The 18,070-nt window shown below is 61.2% G+C and carries 15 protein-coding genes; 4 read left to right on the plus strand and 11 right to left on the minus strand.

Features of this window, described 5'->3' with window-relative positions; genetic code table 11:
* Positions 1-4 precede the first annotated feature (4 nt).
* A complete protein-coding gene (locus tag HB376_RS00600; protein ID WP_213761508.1) occupies positions 5-1,252 on the minus strand; it encodes an RluA family pseudouridine synthase in 1,248 nt (415 codons plus the stop codon).
* A 145-nt stretch (positions 1,253-1,397) separates the two neighbouring features.
* Here HB376_RS00600 and HB376_RS00605 point away from each other — a divergent pair, with 145 nt between their 5' ends.
* Both HB376_RS00605 and HB376_RS00610 read left to right on the plus strand, forming a co-directional pair.
* Positions 1,398-2,183 (plus strand): outer membrane protein assembly factor BamD, encoded by a 786-nt coding sequence (locus HB376_RS00605; RefSeq protein ID WP_255631120.1) that lies wholly within the window; start codon positions 1,398-1,400, stop codon positions 2,181-2,183.
* A gap of 449 nt (positions 2,184-2,632) precedes the next feature.
* Positions 2,633-3,085 carry a hypothetical protein gene (locus HB376_RS00610; RefSeq protein ID WP_213761509.1) on the plus strand — a complete coding sequence of 151 codons (453 nt, stop codon included), beginning with the start codon at positions 2,633-2,635 and terminating at the stop codon, positions 3,083-3,085.
* A 144-nt stretch (positions 3,086-3,229) separates the two neighbouring features.
* Here the strand turns inward: HB376_RS00610 and HB376_RS00615 are convergent, their stop codons facing one another.
* The 3 genes from HB376_RS00615 to HB376_RS00625 all read right to left on the minus strand — a co-directional run bounded on the left by HB376_RS00615 (position 3,230) and on the right by HB376_RS00625 (position 6,770).
* Positions 3,230-5,410: an ATP-dependent DNA helicase gene (locus tag HB376_RS00615; protein WP_255631121.1), complete on the minus strand. Its 2,181-nt coding sequence runs from the start codon at positions 5,408-5,410 to the stop codon at positions 3,230-3,232.
* 223 nt (positions 5,411-5,633) lie between these two features.
* On the minus strand, positions 5,634-5,861 hold the full coding sequence (locus tag HB376_RS00620) for a DUF465 domain-containing protein (RefSeq protein WP_165091437.1): 228 nt from the start codon (positions 5,859-5,861) through the stop codon (positions 5,634-5,636).
* A 75-nt stretch (positions 5,862-5,936) separates the two neighbouring features.
* Positions 5,937-6,770, minus strand: coding sequence for a colicin transporter (locus tag HB376_RS00625; protein ID WP_255631090.1), 834 nt, complete (start codon positions 6,768-6,770; stop codon positions 5,937-5,939).
* Between HB376_RS00625 and HB376_RS00630 the strand changes: the two genes are divergently transcribed.
* Both HB376_RS00630 and HB376_RS00635 read left to right on the plus strand, forming a co-directional pair.
* Positions 6,769-7,056 carry a hypothetical protein gene (locus tag HB376_RS00630; RefSeq protein ID WP_213761909.1) on the plus strand — a complete coding sequence of 96 codons (288 nt, stop codon included), beginning with the start codon at positions 6,769-6,771 and terminating at the stop codon, positions 7,054-7,056. The genes HB376_RS00625 and HB376_RS00630 overlap by 2 nt on opposite strands.
* Positions 7,057-7,212: 156 nt before the next feature.
* Positions 7,213-9,573, plus strand: a complete 2,361-nt coding sequence (locus HB376_RS00635; protein WP_213761511.1) for a Tex family protein — start codon at positions 7,213-7,215, stop codon at positions 9,571-9,573.
* 123 nt (positions 9,574-9,696) lie between these two features.
* Here HB376_RS00635 and HB376_RS00640 read toward each other — a convergent pair whose 3' ends face one another.
* The 7 genes from HB376_RS00640 to hflK all read right to left on the minus strand — a co-directional run bounded on the left by HB376_RS00640 (position 9,697) and on the right by hflK (position 18,026).
* Positions 9,697-11,589: a potassium transporter Kup gene (locus HB376_RS00640; RefSeq protein WP_213761512.1), complete on the minus strand. Its 1,893-nt coding sequence runs from the start codon at positions 11,587-11,589 to the stop codon at positions 9,697-9,699.
* Positions 11,590-11,902: 313 nt separating this feature from the next.
* The gene (locus HB376_RS00645; protein WP_213761513.1) at positions 11,903-12,463 is read right to left on the minus strand and encodes a phosphoribosyltransferase; all 561 of its coding nucleotides are present in this window, start codon (positions 12,461-12,463) and stop codon (positions 11,903-11,905) included.
* Positions 12,464-12,566: 103 nt separating this feature from the next.
* On the minus strand, positions 12,567-13,913 hold the full coding sequence (locus HB376_RS00650) for an adenylosuccinate synthase (RefSeq protein WP_213761514.1): 1,347 nt from the start codon (positions 13,911-13,913) through the stop codon (positions 12,567-12,569).
* Positions 13,914-14,087: 174 nt separating this feature from the next.
* The gene (locus tag HB376_RS00655) at positions 14,088-15,239 is read right to left on the minus strand and encodes an ATP phosphoribosyltransferase regulatory subunit (protein ID WP_213761515.1); all 1,152 of its coding nucleotides are present in this window, start codon (positions 15,237-15,239) and stop codon (positions 14,088-14,090) included.
* 154 nt (positions 15,240-15,393) lie between these two features.
* Complete coding sequence (locus HB376_RS00660; RefSeq protein ID WP_031356417.1) at positions 15,394-15,585, minus strand: DUF2065 domain-containing protein; 192 nt, start codon at positions 15,583-15,585, stop codon at positions 15,394-15,396.
* A 42-nt stretch (positions 15,586-15,627) separates the two neighbouring features.
* The gene (gene hflC, locus HB376_RS00665; protein WP_213761516.1) at positions 15,628-16,542 is read right to left on the minus strand and encodes a protease modulator HflC; all 915 of its coding nucleotides are present in this window, start codon (positions 16,540-16,542) and stop codon (positions 15,628-15,630) included.
* Positions 16,543-16,553: 11 nt separating this feature from the next.
* Complete coding sequence (gene hflK / locus HB376_RS00670) at positions 16,554-18,026, minus strand: FtsH protease activity modulator HflK (RefSeq protein WP_213761517.1); 1,473 nt, start codon at positions 18,024-18,026, stop codon at positions 16,554-16,556.
* Between the last annotated feature and the right edge of the window lie 44 nt (positions 18,027-18,070).

An 18,070-nucleotide genomic window follows, 5' to 3' on the forward strand; every position in this document is an offset into this window, starting at 1 on the left:
GGCCTCATTCCTCGTCATCATCGTCATATTCGATTGGCTGCGACTCGTCCCAGCCGCCGCGCGCCTGAACGCCGCCATCGTCTTCATCGATGAAATCCGCGTCCTCCGGATCGAGATCCGTCGCTTCATCGCGACCCAGGCCCAATTCCGCTGCCAACGCTTCAATATCCTCCGGCACGTCGGCGCGCCAGCTGATCTCGCGACCCGTGATCGGATGGATCAGTCCAAGCCGCCAGGCATGCAGCGCCTGGCGATTGAACCCCTCCGGCAGCGGCTGCACCGAACGCTTGCCACGCGCGTGACCGTAGATGGGATCCCCCAGCAACGGATGGCGGATATGCGCACAATGCACGCGGATCTGGTGTGTACGGCCGGTGTCGAGATCGCAGTGAACCGCGGACACGGGCTGGTTGTTCCACATCGCCCGGTCGATGGTGCGGTAGTGCGTACGGGCGTATTTCCCCGATGCGCTCTCCACCACCGCCATGCGCGTGCGGTCGCGCGGATCGCGGCCAATCGGTGCATCGATAGTGCCTTCGTCCGGCATCGTCCCCCACACCAGCGCGACGTAGCGGCGCTTCACCGTGCGTGCCTGCAACTGACGGGTCAGGACCGTCTGCGCTTCGAGCGTGCGTGCAACCACCATCAGCCCCGACGTCTCCTTGTCCAGCCGATGCACGATACCCGCGCGCGGCAAGCCGGCGGCGGCGTCGCCGTACCGGTACAGCAAACCGTTGAGCAGCGTGCCGCTCCAGTTGCCCGCCGCCGGATGCACGACCATGCCCGCTGGCTTGTTGATGACCACGAGCGCCTCGTCTTCATAGACGATCTCGAGCGGCACCGGTTCCGGCGTGAACGCGAGCTGTTCGGGCAGTAAATCGGGAATCAGCGTGATAGTGGCGCCGAGCGGCACCGGTTGCCGGATCTTCGCGGGCGCGCCGTCGACCTGCACACGCTGCGCATCAATCCAGGTCTGCAGGCGGCTGCGCGAAAATTCGGGGAACAGGCGTGCCATGACCTTGTCGAGACGCTCGCCGGCGTACTCGTCGGGGACGAGGATCGTGCGCGGCGTTTCGGCGTCGGCGCGGCGCTCGTGCAGGTTGGTGGGCACGGGTTTGCCGTGAATTTCGCTTGCGGCGTCCGGCGCAGCGGCCGGTTCGGTCAAATCGTCCGGACGTGCGTCGTCGGCCGATGCGCTTGGGCTATAATCTTTGCTGCGATCTTTGGTACGACTTGTACTTGAGCGGGTCATTTAGACTGAAAAGCTGGGAATTAGCCAGAAAGGCATGAGCTAGAAAATGCAAGCACTGATGCGAGCCGTGAATCAAGCTTTGAGAACCGTTTTGAACCCTGTCCGTCAACTGGTCCGGCTATCGTCGAACTCGTCTGTCAAGGTCATGGCGCTGGCTGCGGGTGCCGTCATTGTTGCGGGCTGCCATGGTTTGCCCGAGAAAACCGACGAAACGGCAACGTGGAATAACGGCAAATTATACTCGGAGGCGCAGGATGCGCTGACCGGCGGTGACTTCGGCAAATGTGCGAAGTATTTCGAGAGCCTGGAAGGTCGCGATCCGTTCGGTCATTTTGCGCAACAAGCGCAGATCAATGTCGCTTACTGCAACTGGAAGGACGGCGAAACCGCTTCCGCAGATTCGGCTATCGACCGCTTCATCAAGCTGCATCCGGATCACCCGGACATTCCCTACGCGTATTACCTGAAAGGCATGATTCACTTCAACGACGACCTCGGTCTGTTCGGCCGTTTCTCCGGCCAGGACATGAGCGAACGTGATCCGGTGTCGCTGCGCGAATCGTACGACGCGTTCAAGGTCGTCGTCGACAGGTACCCGCAAAGCAAGTATGCGCCCGATGCTGCTCAACGCATGCGCTACATTGTGAATGCGCTGGCTTCGCACGAAGTGCACGCTGCGGATTATTACTATCGGCGTGGCGCTTATGTCGCGGCAATCAACCGTGCGCAACTCGCGATCCGTGAATACCGGAATGCGCCTGCAACGGAAGATGCGTTGCACATCATGATGCTGTCGTACGGCAAGCTCGACCAGCCGCAGCTGGAAGGCGATACGAAACGCGTGTTGGCCGCTACGTTCCCCGACAGCCCGTATGTCACCGGCAAATCGCGCCCGGGTAAGGAAAACAAATCGTGGTGGCAGATCTGGTAAGCGGGTTCTTCACGCTAGGTTCTTCACGCTAACCACGGCAACGAAAAAGCCGGCGAAAGCGGTGATGCAGTTCAGTTAAGCCTTATAAAAAAGCCGCGCTCATTTCGGAGCGCGGCTTTTTTTCGGACACCATTCTCACAGGCTGAAGCGGGTTCCAGATGGCCAATTCCCGGCCAGTCCCGGTCTCTCAAAAGAGATGCCCGGATCGGGCCTCCTGACGTGAAAAGCGCGCCTGGCGGACGATTACCCAACGGGCAGCGGGGACATTACAACTCTGTTATCGGGTGGAATCGAAGCCCGTGTCATCTCCCGTTACACAAAGAAGGAAAAATCTCCGCGGAATTCATACACTTGTGAGTAACCGGTCCTGATTCGGGGTAGCCTGCCCTGTGCAAGATCCGGCTTGGCAAAACAAATCTGAAATAGTGCGGACAGTAGAGGTGATCATCATGAATGCGCGTAGAGCGTGCCAGCTATTGCTGGTGGTGTTGGCGGCCGTGGGTGCAAGCGGCGCAGCCATGGCCGGCGGCTACTATCACGGCGGCGGCGGTGGCTGGGGGGGTGGCTATCATGGCGGCGGCTATTACCACGGCGGCGGCTACTATCACGGCGGTTGCTGCGGTGGGTCGGTCGGGGTGTATTTTGGCCCGGGTTTTGTCGGTGGCTATCCGTACCCGTACTACCCCGGTTACTACCCGAATTACTACGCTTACGGCCCTGTGCCAGTCGTCGATCCCACGCCGACTCAGTATGTCGAACAGGGGCAAACGGACACGACAGGTGGCGGCGCGCCGCAAGCGTCCTACTGGTATTACTGCGGGAAGCCTCAAGGTTATTACCCGTACGTCAGGGCCTGCCCCGGAGGTTGGCAGACAGTGCCGGCCCAACCGCCCGGCGGCTGATCGAGCAGCGCGCCGCGTTTGGATCAACGCCGCCTGATCCGGCGTCATGCCCGAGGGGGCGTGCATAGCGAAAGAAGCACGCCAACGACTGCGCCGCGGCACATGCTGCCGGCGCAGAGGCTCGCGGCGTTCAACACGCCGCGTTCATTCGTCTTCTTGAGCCACCGCCGTTTCCGGATCGGAGAAGAAAGCGCGCACCACTTCCAGTTCACGCGTGCGCTTGAACGGTGGCAGGCTTTGCCAGATGCGCCGGCCGTAGGGTTTATCGACGAGACGGGTGTCGCAGATCATTAGCACGCCGCGATCCGTTTCCGCGCGTATCAACCGGCCCGCGCCCTGCTTGAGCGTAATCACCGCCTGCGGCAACTGATGCACGGCAAACGGGCTCAGCCCCTTCTTGGTCAACGCATCCAGCCTCGCCGACAACACCGGGTCATCAGGCGGCGCAAACGGCAGCTTGTCGATAACCACCAGCGACAGCGCGTCGCCACGCACGTCCACCCCTTCCCAGAAGCTCTGGCTGCCCACCAGGATGGCGTTGCCGTAGGAGCGGAAGCGGTCGAGCAACTCGGTTCGGCTGGCATCGCCCTGCACCAGCAGCGGATAGTCCCAGCCGCGCTGCTCGATCGTGTCACGCAAACGCATTGCAATCCGATCGACCGCGCGCAACGTCGTGCAAAGGAAAAACACGCCGCCCTTCGATGCCTCGATCACCGGCAGCGCGCCATCGAACACGGCGTCGGTGAAATTCGGCGACGACGGTTGCGGCAAGTTACGCGGCACGTACAGCAAGCCTTGCGTCGGGTAATCGAAGGGACTGGGCAGCGTCATGGAACGACGCGCGTTCAGGCCCATTTGCGCGGCGTAATGCGTGAAATCCCCTCGCACCGACAATGTTGCCGACGTGAAGATCCACGCCCGCGGCACACCGGCGCGCTGCTTCGAAAAAATTGGCGCGACGGAAAGCGGCGTCTCGTGTAACTGCACCGTATGCGAGAACACTTCGATCCAGCGGACCATTTCGTTTGGATCGGCTTTCGCCGCCGCTTGAGCCTCCTCGGCTACCGCCTTTTCGACAGAAGTCGGCGGCGCGGTCCAGCCGCCCAGCAAGCCCTGCAATTCGCGCGCACGGCGCAACAGCACCCCTAGCGGCTCGGCCCGTTCGGCGTGCTCGCCAAGGGCCTTGGTGAGTGCATCAAGATGCTCTTCAAGTGTGTCGAGCGCGTCGAATAGCGGATGGTCATCGGCAAGCTGGCCAAGCGACATCCGCACCGAATCTTCTTTGAACGCCAGCCGCACGTCGCGCGCCGCACGTTCCAGCGCAGCGCCGAGTTTGGTCCAGTCGGAGAAATCGCGGGCGTGGCCCAAGCCTTCTGCTACCGCGTCGCGGGCCAGTTCGAGAAACTGCGTGGTGGATACCGTTTCGCCGAAAAACAGCGTCGCGGTTTCGGGCAACTGATGCGCTTCGTCGAAAATGATGGTATTCGCCGTCGGCAACAACTCGGCCATGCCGGTGTCGCGCAACATGACATCGGCGAAAAACAGGTGGTGATTCACCACCACGATATCCGCCTGCTGTGCCTCGCGCCGCGCCTGCATCACGAAACACTCTTTGTACTGCGGGCATTCCTGACCGAGGCAGTTGTCACGGGTAGACGTGACCATCGGCCAGACGGGCGAATTCTCGGGCACGCTCGCAAGTTCGGCTTTGTCGCCGGTGCGCGTGATCTTGGCGAAGCGGATGATTTCCTGGAGATGCGACGTGTCCTGGCGCGTGGGCAAGCGGCCGTTGTCGGCCGTGCGCTGCAGGTAGTAATGGCACAGGTAATTCGCGCGCCCTTTGAGCATGGCGACCGACACCGGCACGGCGAGCGCGTCGCGCACGGTAGGAATGTCGCGCTGGAATAGCTGGTCCTGCAAGTGCTTCGTGCCGGTCGAGACGATCACCTTGCCGCCCCACAGCATGGCCGGCACGAGATACGCAAACGTCTTGCCCGTACCCGTACCCGCTTCCACGATCAGCGTGTTCTCGCCGCCGTCGATTCCCGTCGATGCCGTCGCCACACCCAACTCGTCCGCACCGTCGTCATGAACGACAGGCGCATCCGACGGCCCGAGCTTGCGCGCGGGACGGCGTTGCGCGTCGAACATCGCGGGTTCAGGCATGGCGCGCCCGGAAGCCTCCATGGCGGCGGCGACCGCGCGCGCCATGTCGACCTGCGAAGCACGCGAGCGATAACCATCGATTTGCCGCGCCAACAGACCCTCGGCGGCAAAAATCGCATCAAGTTCAGTGCGGCGTTTTGGCGCCAGCGAGAGCGACAGCGTGGTGTCGACGACACCCGCCTTCGCGGCCGGCTTCAGCACGGCTTCCGCGTTCTCTGTGAGGGCATTGTCGGGCGAATTCAAAGGGACGTTCCTGCTTGTGTTCCGGCTTGTGACTCGTGTCAGCAAGCCAGGTCTGCCCCCTTGCCGACAAGGCGCCAAGGGTAGCTGGCGTAAAAATTCTTCCGGCCCGCGCAGGCATCACGTGTGCTTCACGTGTACGTCATGGATTCAAGTGCGCGTCCGGTTCCAACTGCAATTGCAGCAGGATGATGGTGTCCTTGACTTTGAGCTTGCGCTTCTTCAGGCGCCTGATCTCGAAGTCGTTGATGCCGGGAACCTCAGCCATCTTGCCGATAAGACTATTCAGGCCGTGATGCTCCGCTTCCAGCTGTCCGATGCGTTCACGGATCGTGCCTGTGTCGACTGCTGCTGCAGGATATGCATGCATATTCGTCTCCCCTGGCCGCGTAGGCCGCTTCAGGTCACTGACCGGCGTCGCCCGAGGTTACTGTCCGGTCCCGGCTTACTTCGGTTGCTGTTGTTGCTGCTGCTGTTGCTGCTTGAGTTGTTCCTGGTGCGCCTGATCTGCCGCGTCCTGCTGCGCACGCTGTTGCTGCTTGGCGGCCGCTTCCTTCTGCCGGGACTGAACTTCCGCCTGATGCTCGGCAGCATCACGTTGCTTGGCCGCAAAACGTTCCGCCTTGTCTTCGCGGTCCTTTGCGTCCTGCACGCCGCGCGCGGCGGCATCGGCAAGTTTCTTCTGGTAATCCGCCTGCTTGCGATCGTAATCGGCCTGGTTCTGCGCACGCTGCGGCGCTTCCGCATTTCGCTGCGCCTCCGACAATGCGTTCTGGCGCTGCTTCTCTGCAAACGAGTCCGCGCTCGCCTTCTCATTCGCCGCACGCTGCGGCCCCTCGGACACGTACTGCGCGCGTTTGATCGCCGTTTGCTGGTCCCGCTGCTGCGCGTGCTGCAGACGTTGTTCGTCGTCGAGCGCCAGTTGTTCCTTGCGAATTTGCTGGGCTACTTCACGCTTGGCGTCCCGCGCTTTGTCCAGGCAGTGATTGACGAAAAAATTGCTGTAGCAATCGTGCTGCTTGACCCCGTAGGTATAGTTGTTCTCCGCGCTGCGAACGTCCAACGCCTTCTGGCGCGCGGCGAAAGCGTTGGTATCGGCGGTGGCTTGCGCTGCATCAGCATCGATTACGCCACTTGCTCCGATCTGCCCCGCCGCCCGGCTTGCCGGCACGCCCGATGCCGCTTGGCCCCCATTGCCATTGTCTTGCGCGCCGGTTTCGTCGAGCGGCGTTTGCGTGACCGACGTACCCGGGTTGATGGGCTTCGGCGTCTGCGCCATGACGGCCGTGCCGATACCCGCGCAGGTTAACGCGACCAATATTGCCGCAACGGGCCGGGCGAATGACAAGACCTGCCGCGACAAGCCAGCCAACAGTCCGGCTGATCGCACGATGGCAACATCGCCACCCGATGCGGCCGGACCGGTCGAGGCGAACGAATCGACTGAAGCAGTCGGCAAAGCGGGCGAAAGGCGGGAAGTCGGCAACGTGATAGCCAGCGTGATAGGCAAGAAAACGGACAAGGAGACGGACAATGGCGTGAAAAAGCAGCTTCTACGATCCTGAAATTCTATCACCGCGCGCCGGAGCCCTCCGGCATTTATGGCAAAATGCCTCGCTTCACCAACCCGGCAAACGTGTTCGCGCGGCTTACAGTGAAATGCGAGTGAAATGCGCGGTACGAAAAGCCCTTGATGAGCCAGCAGGCTGACGCAGACCCCCATGACGGAAACCGTAGCACTCAAGATTGTCCAGCGCATCGCCACCGAGTTGAATGTGCAACCACGGCAGGTCGCCGCCACCGTGCAACTACTCGATGAAGGCGCAACCGTTCCGTTCATCGCCCGTTATAGAAAGGAAGTAACGGACAATCTCGACGACACGCAATTGCGCAATCTCGAGGAACGGCTCATCTATCTTCGCGAGCTGGAAGACCGCCGCGAGACGATTGTCCAGAGCATCGACGAACAGGGCAAGCTCACGCCCGAGCTGCGCGCAGCCGTTGAAGGCGCCGAGAGCAAGCAGGTGCTCGAAGACCTGTATCTCCCCTACAAACCGAAGCGCCGCACGCGTGCTCAGATCGCCCGTGAAGCCGGCCTGCAGCCGCTCGCGGATGCCCTCCTCGCCGACCCGACGCTCGATCCGCAAACAGAAGCCGCGCGTTATGTAGACGCTGAAAAAGGGGTTGCCGATATCAAGGCCGCGCTCGATGGCGCCCGCGACATTCTCTCGGAACAGTTCGGCGAAACGGCAGAAATTCTCGGTAAGGTTCGCGACTACCTGTTCAAGCAAGGCAGCGTGATTTCGACTGTCGTGGAAGGGAAAGAAACCGAGGAAGGCGAGAAATTCCGCGACTATTACGACTACTCGGAAACCATCCGCACCGTCCCGTCGCACCGGGCGCTCGCGCTTTTTCGCGGGCGCAATGCAGGCGTCCTGATGGTCAAGCTGGGACTGGGCGAAGAGCTCGACGCGCAAGTGCCGCATCCCGGCGAAGCGCTGATCGCACGCCATGTGGGCATCGCGAATCAGGGCCGGCCAGCCGATAAATGGCTCTCGGACGTGTGCCGCTGGTGCTGGCGCGTGAAGGTCCAGCCGAATATCGAAAACGATTTGCTGACGAATTTGCGCGAAGAAGCTGAAGCCGAGGCTATTCGCGTATTTGCACGCAACCTGAAGGACCTTTTGCTTGCCGCTCCGGCAGGGCCGAAAGCCGTGATCGGACTCGATCCCGGCATGCGTACCGGTGTGAAAGTGGCCGTGGTCGATCGTACCGGCAAGCTGCTTGCCACCGACGTGATTTATCCGCACGAACCGCGTCGCGACTGGGATGGCTCGCTCGCCAAGCTTGCGCGGATCGCCGCGCAGACGCAGGCTGAGCTGATCAGTATCGGCAATGGCACGGCGTCACGCGAGACCGACAAGCTCGCGAGCGAATTGATCGCGAAACATCCGGAACTGAAGCTGCAGAAGATCGTGGTGTCCGAAGCGGGAGCATCGATTTATTCGGCCTCCGAACTGGCATCGAAAGAGTTTCCTGACCTCGATGTCACGCTGCGCGGCGCAGTATCTATCGCGCGGCGGCTGCAGGATCCGCTCGCGGAACTCGTCAAGATCGATCCGAAAGCGATCGGCGTCGGCCAGTATCAGCACGACGTCAATCAACGCGACCTCGCCCGTTCGCTTGACGCGGTGGTCGAGGATTGCGTGAACGCGGTCGGCGTGGACGCCAATACGGCATCGGTTGCATTGCTTGCGCGCGTGTCGGGATTGAACGCGACATTGGCGCGTAATATCGTCGATTTCCGCGATGCCAACGGCCCGTTTGCATCGCGTGATCAATTGAAGAAAGTGCCGCGTCTCGGCGATAAAACCTTCGAACAAGCCGCCGGATTCCTGCGCATCAACAACGGTGTGAATCCGCTGGACCGCTCGTCGGTGCATCCGGAAGCCTATCCGGTGGTCGAACGAATCCTGGCGAAAATCAAGAAGCACGCCGCCGATGTCATGGGCAAGCGTGAAGCCTTGGCGGGCCTGTCGCCGGCAGAATTTGTCGACGAACGGTTCGGTCTGCCGACGGTGCGAGACATCCTCGCCGAGTTGGAAAAGCCGGGCCGCGATCCACGTCCGGAATTCAAGACGGCCACGTTCCGCGACGGCGTCGAGAAACTCTCCGATCTCACGCCAGGAATGATCCTGGAAGGCGTGGTCACGAACGTCGCGGCGTTTGGCGCGTTCGTGGATATCGGCGTGCATCAGGATGGATTGGTGCACGTATCGGCGATGTCGACAAAGTTCATCAAGGACCCGCACGAGGTCGTGAAAGCGGGACAGGTGGTGAAGGTGAAAGTGCTGGAGACGGACGTGAAGCGCCAGCGGATCGCGCTGACCATGCGTCTGGACGATGACTTCGCCGCCGATGGAGCACCGCCGCAGCAACAGCAACGCGGCGCGCAAGACCGCCGTGGTGGTGGTGGCGCGGGTGGTGGCAGTGCCCGCGATGTCCGGGGCAATAGCGGCGGCAAGCGCGAACCGGAAGCAGCCAGCGCAATGGCAGCGGCGTTTGCCAAGCTGAAAAAGTAAACGAGCGGCACGGCCCGATGGAAACGAAAACGGCCCGATGGGCCGTTTTCTATTTAACAATCTTGACGGATCAAGCCGGGCCACGCGTGCATGATGGTCTCAAACGCCCCCGCACGCTTCCCGTCAAATCTCGATCTTCGTCCCCAACTCAACCACCCGGTTCGCGGGAATACTGAAGAAGTCAGTCGGCTTGGCGGCATTCTGATGCATCCACGCGAACACCCGTTCACGCCACACCGACATACCCGGCAACTGCGTCGGCACCACCGTTTCCCGAGCCATGAAGAAGGACGTATCCATGAGTTCAAACGTCATGTCATGGGTACGGCCAATCTCGTTCAGCACGGCCTTCACGTCGGGCGTTTCGTTAAAACCATACTGCGCTTTCACGAGAAAGAGCCCGCCGCCCGCGTCCTTCACTTCCACTCGCTTGTCGTCATCGACATACGGCACATCGCGGGTAACGAAATTCAGGAAGATGGTCCGTTCGTGCAGAACCTTGTTGTGCTTCAGGTTGTGCAACAGGCTGACGGGCACGAGCGTGTCGTTGCCGGTCAGATAGATTGCAGTACCCGACACCCGATGCGGCGGATGCGCAAGCAATCCCTGCAGGAACGGCATCAGCGGAATACCGTCGGCGGCGGTCCGGTCCTTCACGATCATGCGGCCCTTGAACCACGTCATCAGCAGGAAAAACAGCACGCCGCCAATCCCCAGCGGCAGCCAGCCGCCCTGCTCGATCTTGAGCAGGCTGGCGCCGAAGAACCCGACATCGACGATAAAAAACACGCTGATGATCCCGCCCACCAGGAACTTGTTCCAGCCCCACAGCTTGGTCATCACAACCGACGCGAGAATGGTCGTGACCAGCATGGTCGCGGTGACGGCAAGCCCGTATGCGGCCGCGAGATTCTCGGAGCTTTTGAAACCGATCACGATGCACAGGATAACGAACAACAGCATCCAGTTCACGACCGGAATATAGATCTGCCCGATCGCCAGATCCGATGTATGCAGGATCTTCATGCGCGGCACGTAGCCAAGCTGGATTGCCTGGCTCGTCAGCGAATACGCGCCTGAAATGACGGCCTGTGATGCAATCACTGTGGCTACAGTCGACAGGATCACCAGGGGCAAGAGAGCCCATTGCGGCGCCAGGAGAAAGAACGGACTTTCGGCGGCTTCCGGCGAGTGCATCAGCAACGCCCCCTGGCCGAAATAATTAAGCACCAGCGACGGCATGACGAGGCCATACCACGCGTAGCGAATGGGCTTGGCGCCAAAGTGCCCCATATCGGCATATAGCGCTTCCGCGCCGGTCAGCACCAGCACGACCGACCCGAGCACGATATACGCCTGCAGCACGTGGGCAGCCATGAACGAGAACGCGTAATACGGATTCAACGCGATCAGCACGCGCGGCACTTGCGCGATGTGATACACGCCAAGCACGGCCAGCGTCAGGAACCACAGCACCATGATCGGGCCGAAAAGCTTGCCGACCACCGACGTACCGCGGCGCTGGATCCAGAAAAGCATCACGAGAATGACGATGGTGATGGGGATCACCCATTCAGAAAGCGCCGGTGAGACGATTTCCAGCCCTTCCACCGCCGATATCACCGACATGGCCGGTGTAATGACTGCGTCGCCGTAAAACATGCACGCGCCGAAAATGCCGAGCATCATCAGCACGCCGGTTGCACGTCCCGATCCCTTCAACGTGCGTAACGCAAGTGTCATGAGTGCGAGTACGCCACCTTCGCCATTGTTGTCGGCGCGCATCACGAAGAGCACGTATTTGATGGAGACCACGATCATGATCGCCCAGAACAACAACGAGATAACCCCGAGGATGGAGGCGTCGCTCAGTTCAATACCGTGGGACTTACTGAAGGCCTCTTTCAACGCGTACAGCGGGCTGGTGCCGATATCGCCGAACACTACGCCGATTGCGGCGAGTGCCAAGGCGGGCAGCGGCTGTTTGCGCTCGTGCGCGTGGGTGATTTTGTTCATAAACGCGGGAAGCCGTCCGAAGCGGAAAAAACGAACGCCATTCTAACGTTGCGTGCGGCGCCCGACCGGCCTGTTGCGATACCGCGACGACCGGAGCGAAGCGGCAGTTTAGCATTGCGGCAAAGGCGCGAAGGTGCATGCGCGGCGGTTTCCGGCTTTAACCGGCTATCAGCAAAAAAATGCCGTTCGATCGCACCGGACAGGCGAATCGAACGGCGTTTCGTTTCAGTTTCGTTCCGCTGCTCAACAACTAACCACTAACAACTCACGTGAACGGCTGACGCGCACGACTTGAACACGCTCAGGACTTGAATCAGCCGCGCTCGTCCTGGACGCCGCGCTTGATCCACGCACCGAGGTTGTGCGGGCGGACAGTGTCCCACTCTTCGAACGGCTGATGAATCCAGGGATTCGTTTCGAGAAACTGCACATGATAGTCGGGCTTCACTTTGGAGCAGCCCTTGTACCAAAGCACGGCGGAACGCACTGCCGTGACCGCCGGATAACGGTCTTTCAGATGCTGCTGCACACGCGAAAGCGTGACGCCGGAGTCGACCAGGTCATCGACAAGCAGCACGTTGCCAGACAGCTCGCCACGCGTCATGGTGATGTATTGCCCGATGTCGAGTGTGCCCTGTTCCGTGCCGGCCGCCTCGCGATACGAACTCGTCGCCAGGATGGCGAGCGGCAGGTCATAGATGCGCGAAAGCTGGTCGCCAACCCGCAGGCCGCCGCGTGCGAGGCACAGGATATTGTCGAACTTCCAGCCCGAGTCATGCACGCTGAGCGCGAGCAGTTCGATCAGCCGGTGATATTCGTCCCAGCCTACCCACAGATTCCGGTCGTCATTGCGCGGATCTTTCATCGCGATCATGGTGAAACTCTTTTCAATATGTACAGCACTGTACGTCTGTTGAATATGCAAAAGTGGCCGCTGATTCGCGGCCACTTTGGTCGTTGCTGCACGTCCGGCCTGCTTAAACCTTGAACGGATGACGCAGCAGGATGGTTTCGTCGCGATCCGGACCCGTCGACACCATGTCGATAGGCACGGCCGCCACTTCCTGGATACGCGACAGATACTTGCGCGCATTGGCCGGCAAGCTGTCCCATTGCGTAATGCCAATGGTGCTTTCCTTCCAGCCGCCGAACGTCTCGTATACCGGCTCGCAACGCGCCACTTCCGACGCACCGCGCGGCAGGATGTCGACATCTTTGCCGTCAAGCTTGTAGCCCACGCACAGCTTCACTTCGTCCAGGCCATCGAGCACGTCGAGTTTCGTCATGCACAAGCCCGAGATGCCGTTGATCTGGATCGAGCGGCGCAGCGCGGCGGCGTCAAGCCAGCCGGTACGGCGCGGACGGCCGGTCACCGAACCGAATTCCTTGCCGACGGTCGCAAGCGTCAGGCCAACCTGCTCCTGGCGACTGGCGTTGTCGGCGTCATACAACTCGCTCGGGAACGGGCCTGCGCCCACGCGCGTGCAATACGCTTTCGTGATGCCGAGGATGTAGTTGAGCTTTTGCGGACCCACGCCCGCACCGGCAGTCGCCGCACCCGCCACGCAATTGCTCGATGTGACGTACGGATACGTGCCGTGATCGATATCAAGCAGCGTGCCTTGCGCACCTTCGAACAACAGGTTCCGGCCAGCGTGGTTTTCGTCATAGAGACGGCGCGAGACGTCGGTCACCATGGGCGCGAGGCGCTCGGCGTAGCCGAACATGGTGTCCAGCGTTTCCTGATAATCCACCGCTGCGGCGCCCAGATAGCCGGTCAGCACGAAGTTGTGGAAATCGAGGGTTTCGCGCAGGCGCTCAGCGAATACTTCGCGGTCGTACAGATCCTGCACCCGCAAGCCGCGGCGGCCAACCTTGTCTTCATACGCCGGGCCGATGCCGCGTCCGGTGGTACCGATCTTCGCCGCGCCGCGCCGCGCTTCGCGGGCCTGGTCGATAGCGATGTGATACGGAAGAATCAGGTTGGCGGCTTCGGAGATGAAAAGACGCTTCTGGACGTCCACACCCACCGATTCCAGCTCGCCGATTTCCTTGAAGAGCGCTTCCGGCGACAACACGACGCCATTGCCGATGTAGCAGGCGGTGCCGGCGCGCATGATGCCCGACGGAATCAGTCGAAGGATGGTTTTCTTGCCGCCGATAATCAGCGTGTGGCCGGCATTGTGGCCGCCCTGGAAGCGCACGACGCCCTGGGCGTGGTCCGTCAACCAGTCGACGATCTTGCCCTTGCCTTCATCACCCCACTGGGTGCCGACCACGACGACGTTGCGCCCCGGGTTCACATTCACTGCGCTGGCAGACATGTCAATTTGATAGCTGGTTAAAAAAGCATTTTACCTATGTTCGCGGAAGGTTCCGAGTTTTTCCCGGTATTTGCGAACGCGTATCGATTTTGCATCGATCGGATCTGGCAGAAATTTTGTCCGCGGCTTGCGGCTGCGCACCGATAAAAAACGCGCCGGCAAACCGCAAAACCGCTAGGAACGGGCCTCTACGACCCACTTTCCGTCCCGCTCGACCAATACGCGATCGAACGCGAACTCGTCGAGATCATGGTCGTGACCGGGCAACGCCTGAATCACCACTTCGCCCGCATCGCGCAATTGCGCGACTGCCGAGAGCAGCGGTTCGTCATGCTTCCACGGGGCGAGGACCGCGCTGCCGCGGGCATCGACGGGGGAAATGCGGGCGACTTCGCGCAGGTCGAGCGAGAAGCCGGTTGCCGGGCGCGCACGGCCGTAGGCCTGGCCGACATGGTCGTAACGGCCACCCCGCGCCACCGCATTCGGCACGCCATCGACGTACGCCGAGAACATCACGCCGCTGTGGTACGCGTAACCGCGCAGATCGGCGAGATCGATCATCAGCTCGGCTCCGTTCGCCTGGGCCGCGAGGAACGCGAGGTCGTCCAGCGCCCGGCCGATCACCGGAAGATTCGGCAGCCGAGCCCTCGCTTCGTCGAGCACGGAAGCGTCGCCATACAGCGAAGGCAAAGCGCGCAATGCGTCCCGGGTGACATCGCCAAGCTTGGCCGTAAGTTCGTTCAGGCGCGGCACATCCTTCGCGCCGAGCGCGTCGAACAGCGCTTCACCGAGCACCGCCGCAGCCGGCTCCAGATCCAGCAACGCCGACAAAACGCCCGCGTGGCACAGGTCGAGGCGCACTTTGTCGAGGCCGCTCAGACGCAGTGAGTCCAGCATCAGTTGCTGGATCTCGAGATCTGCTTCCAGTCCCGCATGGCCGTAGATTTCCGCACCGATCTGGATCTGCTCGCGCGTAGCGTGCAGACCGCGCGGGCGCGTATGCAGCACATTGCCCGCGTAACAAAGGCGCGTCACGCCCTGGCGATTCAGCAAATGCGCGTCGATACGCGAGACCTGCGGCGTAATGTCAGCGCGCAGGCCGAGCGTTCGGCCGGATAATTGATCAACGAGCTTGAACGTGCGCAGGTTCAGGTCGCTGCCGCCGCTGGTGAGCAACGACTCGAGATACTCGAGCATGGGCGGCATGACAAGTTCGTAGCCGTACGAACGAAAACGGTCGAGCAGCCGACGGCGCAATTCTTCAATCTTGCGAGCCTCGGACGGCAAGACGTCGGCGATATTCTCGGGGAGTAACCAGGTGGACATCGATGCGTTTCCTACGGAGCGCTTGAGCGCGGCGGTGATGATTGCCGCGAGTGAGCGCAAGCTTTGAGTCTATGGGCGACCGGAGACTACAAGTCGACCCGCTTTGAAGTTTTCACGTCGCGACGATCATGGTGCAATGATCACGTTGCAATGGTCACGTCGCAATAATCAGCAGGATAACGCCAAGCACCATGGCGATCAGCCCACCGATACGAATCTGGTGCGGCGGCCGTTGCGCGATCCGGCGGAACGTGTCGCGCCAGGAGTTAGGGAAGACGAACGGAAACATCCCCTCAATAATCAGCATCAACGCAATCGCGAGCAGTAACGATGCAGCCATATCCATTCGATTGAAGGCGTCGCGACTCTCGCCGCGACGCTTGGACGCTCAGCGCTTGCGCGCGAGCGCCGGGGTGGTGGCATCGGCGCCGCTCGGCGCAGCACCATTCGGGCTGCGCATGAAGCGGAAGAAATCGCTGCTCGGATCGACGACCATCACGTCACCAGCATTGAAAGTCTTTTTATACGCTTCGAGGCTTTGATAGAACTGGTAGAACTGCGGATCGACGCCGTATGCATCGGCGGCAATGGACGCAGCTCGGCCATCACCCTCACCCTTGATGGTCTGCGCTTCCTTGTAGGCATCGGCAAGAATGGCTTCCTGCTGGCGCTCGGCGCTCGCTTTCAGCGCATCGGCGTCGGCCGTCCCCTTCGCGCGCTCCTCGGCCGCCGCTTGCTGGCGCGCCGCGATCATGCGTTTGTAGACCGAATCGGCCACCGCCGGCGGAAAGTCGATGCGCGTCAGTTGCAGGTCGACGAGCTCCACGCCGAACGCCGCTGCAGGCTGCTCGATTGCCTTCTGAGCTTCGGTCGCAATAGCCTGCTGCTCACCGAGCACGTCCGTCAGCGAACGCTTCGTGAACGACGACGTCAACGCCGTGCGCGTGAGCGCGGCCAGCCGGTCCTGCGCCGTCTGCGTGTTCTTCTCGTTGCTTTCGAACAGCTTGAGCGGATCGGCCACGCGATACTTGATGACCGTATTCACGATCACCTCGTTCTTGTCCGACGTATTGAAGCGGTCCGAGCCTGCTTCGTCTAGCGTGAGCGTACGGGTGTCAATCAGCGTCAGCGTCTGGAACGGCGGCGGCAGCTTGAAATGGAGGCCGGGCGTGACAAGCGTGGGCGTGTCGCCGCCATGTGCGGTGACCACGCCGGCATGGCGTTCGTCGACCACGAACATCATGGACGAGCCAATGAACAACACAACCACCACAGCAGCGACGAGCGCAATAATTCGATTCATGATCGCGCTCCTCATTGCGTGTCGTCTTCGCGCGAACGCGAACGGAACGCGTCCCGCGAACGCAATGGGTCACCCGACGACTGCGCTGCGGTACCCGAGGCGGCAGCAGAAGCTGCAGCGCTGGCGGGAGCGGCGGACTGGGCAGTGACGGCCGAAGCCGCCGATGCGCTTTCGGCGCGCGCATCCTGCGTAATAGCCCCTCCGATCACACCGGTAGGCGCGGCGCCGACGGGTTGATTCGCGCCCGAAGGCGCCGTCCCCGCAGCAACACCTGACGCGCCCGACGCCACGGCGGCTGCGGCCGCGTTCTGGCGGTTTGCATCGACTAGCTTGTCGAGCGGCAGGTACACCACATTGTTCGAACTCTTGCTGTCGACGAACACCTTCGTCGCACGCGAATAGATCTGCTGCATTGTGTCCAGATACATGCGTTGACGAATCACTGCCGGCGCCTTCGAATATTCTGCGTAGACCTGCTTGAAGCGCTCGGCATTGCCTTGCGCCTGCGAAACGACCCGGTTGCTATAGCCCTTCGCATCGTCGATCATGCGTGCCGCGTCGGTCTTCGCGCGCGGCAACAGTTGATCTGCGTAGGCTTTCGCGGTGTCGACCGCGCGCTCGTTGTCCTGGCGCACCTTCGCGGCATCTTCAAACGCCGGCTGAACCTGCGCCGGCACCTGCACGCTCTCGATGGTCACGCCGGTCACCTGCAAGCCCGTCTTGTACGAATCAAGCGATGCCTGGATGGTGTCGACAAGCTTCGCGCGCAATGCTTCGCGATCCTTGAAAAGCAGGTCGTCGGTACTGTGCGTGCCCGCGATTTCGCGAATTGCGGCTTGCGCCGATTCCGTCACGTTCTGCTCAGGATCGGCATTGCGGAACAGATAGTCGGTCGCCGACCTGATCTGATACTGCACGGCAAACCGCACCTCGACGATATCCGCGTCGTGCGTCAGCAGCGATGCGTCGCGAACGTTGGCCTGGGTCACGGTGTTGTTGCGGCCGACTTCGATCGAACGAATCTGCGACGTATTGACGATCTCGTGCGATTCGAACGGATACGGAAGACGCCAATGGATGCCCGGGTCGTCCGACTCTTCATACTTTCCGAAGCGCGACACGACACCCACATTGCCGTCCTGTACGACGAATACGCCGCTGCCCAGATAGATCGCGATCAATACACCGACAACAATGCCCAAGCCGATCTTGGCGCCGCGGCCGTTGTCGGTACGCGGACCGCCGCCAGGCGCTTTCTTGCCGAATAGGCCGGCGAGCTTCTTGTTGAAGTCGCGCCACATTTCGTCGAGATCCGGCGGACCTTCACCATCCTTGTCCTTCGATGGACGCTTTTGTTCCTGCGGACGCTTCTGGTCCTGGCTTTTGCCGTCGCCATTGCCGTCGCCCCGCCCCCAGCGCGGGTCGTTGATCGAAAAGACGGCATGCGAAAGCTGCCGGTTACTCCGCTCGTTGTAGTCGTTCACTCGGTGATTCACCATTAGACAGCCGGGTCAATGCAAATCGGAAC

Source organism: Caballeronia sp. dw_19, from assembly GCF_018449515.1.
In the GTDB taxonomy this organism is placed as follows: Bacteria; Pseudomonadota; Gammaproteobacteria; order Burkholderiales; family Burkholderiaceae; genus Caballeronia.

Coding starts and splice junctions, on each gene's coding strand:
- HB376_RS00660 (WP_031356417.1), bottom strand. CDS start 15,585: ATGGATATGGCTGCATCGTTACTGCTCGCGATTGCGTTGATGCTGATT.
- HB376_RS00640 (WP_213761512.1), bottom strand. CDS start 11,589: ATGAACAAAATCACCCACGCGCACGAGCGCAAACAGCCGCTGCCCGCC.
- HB376_RS00600 (WP_213761508.1), bottom strand. CDS start 1,252: ATGACCCGCTCAAGTACAAGTCGTACCAAAGATCGCAGCAAAGATTAT.
- HB376_RS00630 (WP_213761909.1), top strand. CDS start 6,769: ATGACGGCCGTGCCGATACCCGCGCAGGTTAACGCGACCAATATTGCC.
- HB376_RS00655 (WP_213761515.1), bottom strand. CDS start 15,239: ATGTCCACCTGGTTACTCCCCGAGAATATCGCCGACGTCTTGCCGTCC.
- HB376_RS00620 (WP_165091437.1), bottom strand. CDS start 5,861: ATGCATGCATATCCTGCAGCAGCAGTCGACACAGGCACGATCCGTGAA.
- HB376_RS00635 (WP_213761511.1), top strand. CDS start 7,213: ATGACGGAAACCGTAGCACTCAAGATTGTCCAGCGCATCGCCACCGAG.
- HB376_RS00605 (WP_255631120.1), top strand. CDS start 1,398: ATGGCGCTGGCTGCGGGTGCCGTCATTGTTGCGGGCTGCCATGGTTTG.
- HB376_RS00625 (WP_255631090.1), bottom strand. CDS start 6,770: ATGGCGCAGACGCCGAAGCCCATCAACCCGGGTACGTCGGTCACGCAA.
- HB376_RS00610 (WP_213761509.1), top strand. CDS start 2,633: ATGAATGCGCGTAGAGCGTGCCAGCTATTGCTGGTGGTGTTGGCGGCC.
- HB376_RS00650 (WP_213761514.1), bottom strand. CDS start 13,913: ATGTCTGCCAGCGCAGTGAATGTGAACCCGGGGCGCAACGTCGTCGTG.
- hflC (WP_213761516.1), bottom strand. CDS start 16,542: ATGAATCGAATTATTGCGCTCGTCGCTGCTGTGGTGGTTGTGTTGTTC.
- HB376_RS00645 (WP_213761513.1), bottom strand. CDS start 12,463: ATGATCGCGATGAAAGATCCGCGCAATGACGACCGGAATCTGTGGGTA.